Annotated in this window: 4 protein-coding genes; all 4 read left to right on the top strand. The window is 43.3% G+C overall.

Annotated elements, in window-relative coordinates:
- Positions 1-1,030 (top strand): cell division protein FtsZ (ftsZ, locus tag RAC86_RS12515; RefSeq protein ID WP_377885677.1); only part of this gene is annotated, 1,030 nt, incomplete at its 5' end.
- A gap of 302 nt (positions 1,031-1,332) precedes the next feature.
- Positions 1,333-5,634: a bacillopeptidase F gene (locus RAC86_RS12510; RefSeq protein WP_377885689.1), complete on the top strand. Its 4,302-nt coding sequence runs from the start codon at positions 1,333-1,335 to the stop codon at positions 5,632-5,634.
- 192 nt (positions 5,635-5,826) lie between these two features.
- Positions 5,827-6,756, top strand: a complete 930-nt coding sequence (gene spoIIGA, locus RAC86_RS12505; protein WP_003232163.1) for a sigma-E processing peptidase SpoIIGA — start codon at positions 5,827-5,829, stop codon at positions 6,754-6,756.
- 62 nt (positions 6,757-6,818) lie between these two features.
- A complete protein-coding gene (gene sigE, locus RAC86_RS12500) occupies positions 6,819-7,538 on the top strand; it encodes an RNA polymerase sporulation sigma factor SigE (RefSeq protein ID WP_003221446.1) in 720 nt (239 codons plus the stop codon).
- Positions 7,539-7,610: the final 72 nt, after the last annotated feature.

Here is a 7,610-nt window from a genome sequence, read left to right as displayed (position 1 = left end):
TATCGCGGTAAACACGGACGCTCAAGCTCTTAACCTGTCAAAAGCAGAAGTGAAAATGCAAATCGGCGCAAAGCTGACTAGAGGATTGGGAGCAGGTGCGAATCCAGAGGTCGGGAAAAAAGCCGCTGAAGAAAGCAAAGAGCAGATTGAAGAAGCACTTAAAGGTGCTGACATGGTATTCGTGACAGCTGGTATGGGCGGCGGAACAGGAACAGGTGCCGCACCGGTTATCGCACAAATCGCGAAAGACTTAGGCGCATTAACAGTCGGCGTTGTGACAAGACCGTTTACCTTCGAAGGACGCAAAAGACAGCTTCAGGCTGCAGGCGGAATCTCGGCAATGAAAGAAGCGGTGGATACACTGATCGTGATCCCGAACGACCGTATCCTTGAAATTGTTGATAAAAACACACCGATGCTTGAAGCATTCCGTGAAGCGGATAACGTACTTCGCCAAGGGGTTCAAGGTATTTCTGACTTGATTGCTACACCTGGTCTTATCAACCTTGACTTTGCTGATGTGAAAACAATCATGTCAAACAAAGGATCTGCTTTGATGGGTATCGGTATTGCTACTGGGGAAAATCGCGCGGCAGAGGCAGCAAAAAAAGCAATTTCCAGCCCGCTTCTTGAAGCGGCCATTGACGGTGCGCAAGGCGTCCTCATGAACATCACTGGAGGAACAAACCTCAGCCTATATGAGGTTCAGGAAGCAGCAGACATTGTCGCTTCGGCGTCTGATCAAGACGTAAACATGATTTTCGGTTCTGTTATTAATGAAAATCTAAAAGATGAGATTGTGGTGACAGTGATTGCAACCGGCTTTATCGAACAAGAGAAGGACGTGACGAAGCCTCAGCGTCCAAGCTTAAATCAAAGCATCAAAACACACAACCAAAGTGTTCCGAAGCGTGAGCCAAAACGTGAGGAGCCTCAGCAGCAGAATACAGTAAGCCGTCATACTTCACAGCCGGCTGATGATACGCTTGACATCCCGACATTCTTAAGAAACCGTAATAAACGCGGCTAATGTAAAGGACAAAATCGTTTTCGATTTTGTCCTTTTTTGTTTTTCTCTTCACACTTTCCTTCTTATAAAGTCTTTTTCCCTATTGCTTCCTTCGCTTAGTAACAAAACAGATAATTAGACCTATTTATTTTTGTGACATTTTTATCATTTTCATATATATGGAAAATGAATGACATGAAACGACAATATCTGTAATTCAGATTGTCTACAGTTAATATACAGCGATGTTCTGACAAACCATTCATTATTAAAAGGAGGGACGACACTTTTTTTAAAAAGCATGTTGAAAAAGGGGGATGAAAATGAAGAAAAAAACGAAAAACAGACTCATCAGCTCTGTTTTAAGTACAGTTGTCATCAGTTCACTGCTGTTTCCGGGAGCAGCCGGGGCAAGCAGTAAAGTCACCTCACCTTCTGTTAAAAAGGAGCTTCAATCTGCGGAATCCATTCAAAACAAGATTTCGAGTTCATTAAAGAAAAGCTTTAAAAAGAAAGAAAAGACGACTTTTCTGATTAAATTTAAAGATCAGGCTAACACAGAAAAAGCGGCAAAAGCGGCTGTTAAAAAAGCGAAATCGAAGAAGCTGTCTGCCGCTAAGACGGAATATCAAAAGCGTTCTGCTGTTGTGTCATCTTTAAAAGTCACAGCCGATGAATCCCAGCAAGATGTCCTAAAATACTTGAACACCCAGAAAGATAAAGGAAATGCAGACCAAATTCATTCTTATTATGTGGTGAACGGGATTGCTGTTCATGCCTCAAAAGAGGTTATGGAAAAAGTGGCGCAGTTTCCCGAAGTGGAAAAGGTGCTTCCTAATGAGAAACGGCAGCTTTTTAAATCATCCTCCCCATTTAATATGAAAAAAGCACAGAAAGCTATTAAAGCAACTGACGGTGTGGAATGGAATGTAGACCAAATCGATGCCCCAAAAGCTTGGGCACTTGGATATGATGGAACTGGCACGGTTGTTGCGTCCATTGATACCGGTGTGGAATGGAATCATCCGGCATTAAAAGAGAAATATCGCGGGTATAATCCGGAAAATCCTAATGAGCCTGAAAATGAAATGAACTGGTATGATGCCGTAGCAGGCGAGGCAAGCCCTTATGATGATTTGGCTCATGGAACCCATGTGACAGGCACGATGGTGGGCTCTGAACCTGATGGAACAAATCAAATCGGTGTAGCGCCTGGCGCAAAATGGATTGCTGTTAAAGCGTTCTCTGAAGATGGCGGCACTGATGCTGACATTTTGGAAGCTGGTGAATGGGTTTTAGCACCAAAGGACGCGGAAGGAAATCCCCACCCGGAAATGGCTCCTGATGTTGTCAATAACTCATGGGGAGGGGGCTCTGGACTTGATGAATGGTACAGAGACATGGTCAATGCCTGGCGTGCGGTCGATATTTTCCCTGAGTTTTCAGCTGGGAATACGGATCTCTTTATTCCCGGCGGGCCTGGTTCTATCGCAAATCCGGCAAACTATCCAGAATCGTTTGCAACTGGAGCGACTGATATCAATAAAAAGCTCGCTGACTTTTCTCTTCAAGGGCCATCTCCATATGATGAGATAAAGCCGGAAATATCTGCACCGGGCGTTAATATTCGTTCATCCGTTCCCGGTCAGACATATGAGGATGGTTGGGACGGCACATCAATGGCAGGGCCGCATGTATCCGCTGTTGCTGCACTGCTGAAACAGGCGAATGCCTCACTTTCTGTTGATGAGATTGAGGATATATTAACCAGCACGGCTGAACCGCTCACGGATTCAACATTTCCTGATTCACCGAATAACGGATATGGCCATGGTCTGGTGAATGCTTTTGATGCTGTATCCGCTGTTACAGATGGTTTAGGGAAAGCGGAAGGACAAGTTTCTGTAGAGGGGGATGACCAAGAGCCTCCTGTCTATCAGCATGAGAAAGTAACTGAAGCCTATGAAGGTGGCAGCCTGCCATTGACTTTGACAGCTGAAGACAATGTGAGTGTGACATCTGTAAAGCTGTCCTACAAGCTTGATCAAGGTGAATGGACAGAAATAACGGCTAAACGAATCAGCGGTGATCATCTAAAAGGAACGTATCAGGCAGAGATCCCAGATATAAAAGGAACTAAACTAAGCTATAAGTGGATGATTCACGATTTTGGCGGTCATGTCGTTTCGTCTGACATATACGATGTAACAGTGAAACCAAGCATCACGGCGGGATATAAGCAGGACTTTGAAACTGCACCCGGCGGCTGGGTTGCGAGCGGAACAAATAATAACTGGGAATGGGGAGTTCCGTCAACTGGCCCAAATACAGCAGCATCCGGAGAAAAAGTATATGGAACGAATTTGACAGGAAATTATGCCAACTCAGCAAACATGAACCTTGTTATGCCTCCTGTTAAAGTACCTGATTCAGGAAGTTTGTTTCTTCAATTTAAAAGCTGGCACAATTTAGAGGATGATTTTGATTACGGCTACGTTTTTGTTCTTCCGGAAGGTGAAAAGAATTGGGAGCAGGCTGGTGTCTATAACGGAAAGACATCAAGCTGGACGGACGAAGAAATTGATTTATCGGCTTATAAAGGTCAAAACATTCAAGTGATGTTTAACCTTCAATCAGATGAAAGCATTGCAAAAGAGGGCTGGTACATTGATGATGTAGTGCTTTCTGACAAATCAGCCGGAAAAACAGTCAAAAAGAATAAGCTGGGCGTCGAAAAGCCGTCTGGAAAGCAAAAGAAAAAGCCAGTAAATCCGAAAAAGGCTAAGCCATCTGCAAACACAGCGGTAAAACATCAGAACAAGGCTATACAGCCTCAAGTTTTGCCGCTCAGGGCACAAGTCAGTGTAGTGGAAACAGGAAAATCAACATATTCAGATCAATCCACAGGGCAGTACACGCTGAAGCACAAAGCGGGAGACTATACGCTTATGGCAGAAGCATATGGTTATCAGTCGAAAACACAAAAAGTGTCTTTAATGACGGATCAGACGACACAAGCTAATTTTACGTTAGAAGAGATGAAGAAGGGAACATTAAAAGGCACGGTCATCAATAAAACGACAGGAGAGCCGGTAAAAGGCGCTTCCGTTTATGTTGTAGAGGATGCTGCGGTGGAACCGGCTATGACAAACGATAAAGGTGAATATACGCTGGAGGCCTATGAAGGCGCTTATACGATTAAAGTCGCTGCACCGGGTTATTACAGTGATGAATTTTCCGTTGAGTTAAAAGGTGATGTTACAAAAGAAACTGCATTGAAGCCTTTCGTCGGTTATCCCGGTGAAATTGCATATGATGACGGAACAGCGGAGAATGCCAATTCCTATTTTGCTGCCGGGAACGGATGGGCGGTAAAAATGACGCTCGCTGACGGCAAGGACAAAGGCATGCTTACAGGAGGGCTGTTCAGATTCTGGGATACAGAGTTCCCTGATCCCGGCGGCACAGAGTTTAAGGTTGAGGTATACGATGCTACAGGAAAAGACGGAGCACCGGGCAAAAAAATTGCCGGGCCATTTAACGCTGAAGCTCTTCGCAATGGCGAGTGGACTAAGGTAGATCTCAGTTCAAAAGGGATTATGGTCGATAGAGACTTTTATCTCGTATATATCCAGTCAAAACCTGACCCGTATTCACCTGGACTGGCAATGGATGAAACCGGCAAGAATTCCGGCCGCAACTGGCAGTATATAGGTGGACAATGGGAGCCGGGTGACGAAGCAGACGGCAACTATATGATTCGCGCATTAGTTGATTACGAAGCTGCTGTACCTGAGATTACTTCACCGACAGACAAATCATACACAAATAAGGAGAACGTCACTGTAAAAGGAAACGCTTCTCCTGGTACAAGGGTACACATTTATAATGGAGAGAAAGAAGCAGGAGAAACGAAAGCTGCTGCGGATGGCACGTTCCATGCAGGCATCATACTCAACAAGGGTGAAAATGAGCTGACGGCAACTGCATCAACTGACAACGGAACAACAGATGCCTCCAGCCCAATCACGGTCACGCTTGATCAAGAAAAGCCTGAGTTAACGCTGGACACTCCAAAGGATGGCGGGAAAACAAATAAAGAAACGCTGACTGTCAAAGGGGCTGTATCCGATGACAATCTGAAAGACGTCAAGGTGAATGGCAAAAAAGCAACAATAACCGATGGTTCATACTCAGCCCGTATTCTTTTGGAAAATGGAAGAAATGAAATCAAGGTAATTGCTACAGACTTGGCAGGCAACAAAACGACGAAAAAGACAGTCATTGATGTGAACTTTGACAAGCCTGTCATTTCCGGCTTAATTCCGGGAGAGGATAAAAACTTAAAAGCCGGTGAATCTGTGAAAATCGCTTTCTCAAGCGCTGAGGATTTAGATGCAACGTTTACCATTCGTATGCCGCTGACGAATGCAAGAGCGAGTGTGCAAAATGCCACCGAACTCCCGTTAAGAGAAATCTCTCCGGGGAGATATGAAGGCTATTGGACTGCCACTTCTTCTATTAAAGCAAAAGGAGCAAAAGTAGAAGTGATCGTCCGAGATGATTATGGAAATGAAACAAGAAAAACTGCGAATGGAAAACTTAATATCAACACAGAAAATTAAGTGGAAAAAAGCTGCCGTCATTGGCAGCTTTTTTATATCCTCTCATTATACTTCCTCGACAAATTAAGCAGATTTCCCTGAAAAATTGTATTTTCCTCTCAACATTAATTGACAGACTTTCCCACAGAGCTTGCTTTATACTTATGAAGCAAGAAGGGGAACAGCGTGAGGCAAGAAAGAAAGGAGTCAGATGTGAAAATCTATTTAGATGTCATTTGGCTGTTAAACTTTTGTTTTGATGCACTTTTGCTTTTGCTCACGGCATTTATTTTAAAACGGCATGTAAAAAAAAGAAGACTGGTAGGCGGAGCGTTCATCGGTTCCAGTATTGTCCTTTTGATGTTTACTCCTTTTTCGCCGATTGTTGAACATCCGGCTGGGAAGCTAGCTTTTTCAGTTGTGATTGTGGTGGTGACATTTGGCTTTAAAAGATTTCGGTTTTTCTTTCAAAATTTGTTTTCCTTTTATTTTGCCACTTTTTTAATGGGGGGAGGAATTATCGGAGCCCATTCTTTGCTGCAGTCAAATTCTATTGTTCAAAACGGTGTTATGATTACCAATCAAACAGGGTTTGGAGACCCGATCAGCTGGTTGTTTATTGTTGGTGGCTTTCCAGCATTATGGTTTTTTTCTAAAAGAAGAATTGAAGATATTGAAACAAAAAACATTCAATATGAGGAACGAGTCAGCGTGCAGGCAGATTTGGGCAGCCAAACACTTCATGTCAGAGGCCTGATTGATTCCGGTAATCAGCTGTACGATCCTCTTACAAAAACACCGGTAATGATCATTTACATTGATAAATTGGAGCCGATTTTCGGAACAGCCGAAACGATGATCATTCGAAACACAGACCCATTGGAAGCCATCGAACAGCTCGATGATTCCTTTCGCTTTTTAGATAAAATGAGGTTGATTCCATACAGGGGAGTTGGTCAGCAAAATCAATTTTTATTATGCGTTAAACCGGATCACGTAACGATTATGACAAAAGAAGAAATGATTTCTGCAGATAAATGTTTAATCGGCATCAGCACAACAAAGCTGTCGGCAGATGGAGAGTTTGACGCGATTATTCATCCGAAAATGCTTTCGGGCAAGGCTGTCAAACACGTTTCATAATGTTCGCAAATGTCCGTTACTTATCATACTCAAACGGCGTGACATTTAGAAGGGAGAGGAAGATGAAAAAACTGAAATTACGGTTGACGCACCTCTGGTATAAGCTGCTGATGAAACTTGGGCTGAAAAGTGATGAAGTCTATTACATAGGCGGGAGTGAAGCCCTGCCGCCTCCATTATCTAAAGATGAGGAGCAGGTTTTGTTAATGAAGCTCCCAAACGGAGATCAGGCGGCGCGCGCCATTTTAATTGAACGCAATTTGCGTCTGGTTGTATATATCGCCCGTAAATTTGAAAATACGGGAATTAATATAGAGGATTTAATCAGCATCGGTACCATCGGTCTAATCAAAGCTGTGAATACATTCAATCCAGAAAAGAAAATCAAGCTTGCTACCTATGCCTCTCGGTGTATAGAAAATGAAATCCTGATGTATTTAAGAAGAAATAACAAAATCCGTTCAGAGGTTTCCTTTGATGAACCGCTTAATATTGATTGGGACGGCAATGAGCTTTTGCTTTCTGATGTGCTCGGCACTGACGATGACATCATCACTAAAGACATAGAAGCTAACGTCGATAAAAAGCTTTTGAAAAAAGCGCTTGAACAGCTTAATGAGAGAGAAAAGCAAATCATGGAGCTGCGGTTTGGGCTTGTCGGTGAAGAAGAAAAAACCCAAAAGGATGTAGCGGATATGATGGGGATTTCTCAGTCTTATATTTCGCGGCTTGAGAAAAGAATTATAAAAAGATTGAGAAAAGAGTTCAACAAAATGGTGTAAAAAATTTTATGGTTAGAACCCCTTGATTTTACAGGGATTTCCTGGTTTCGACAGTTTTTCGGTCTGAGTGCA

It is taken from the genome of Bacillus sp. LR_5, from assembly GCF_042709275.1.
Note: the sequence above shows the minus strand (reverse complement) of the source record. Positions and strands in the feature narration are given on the sequence as shown.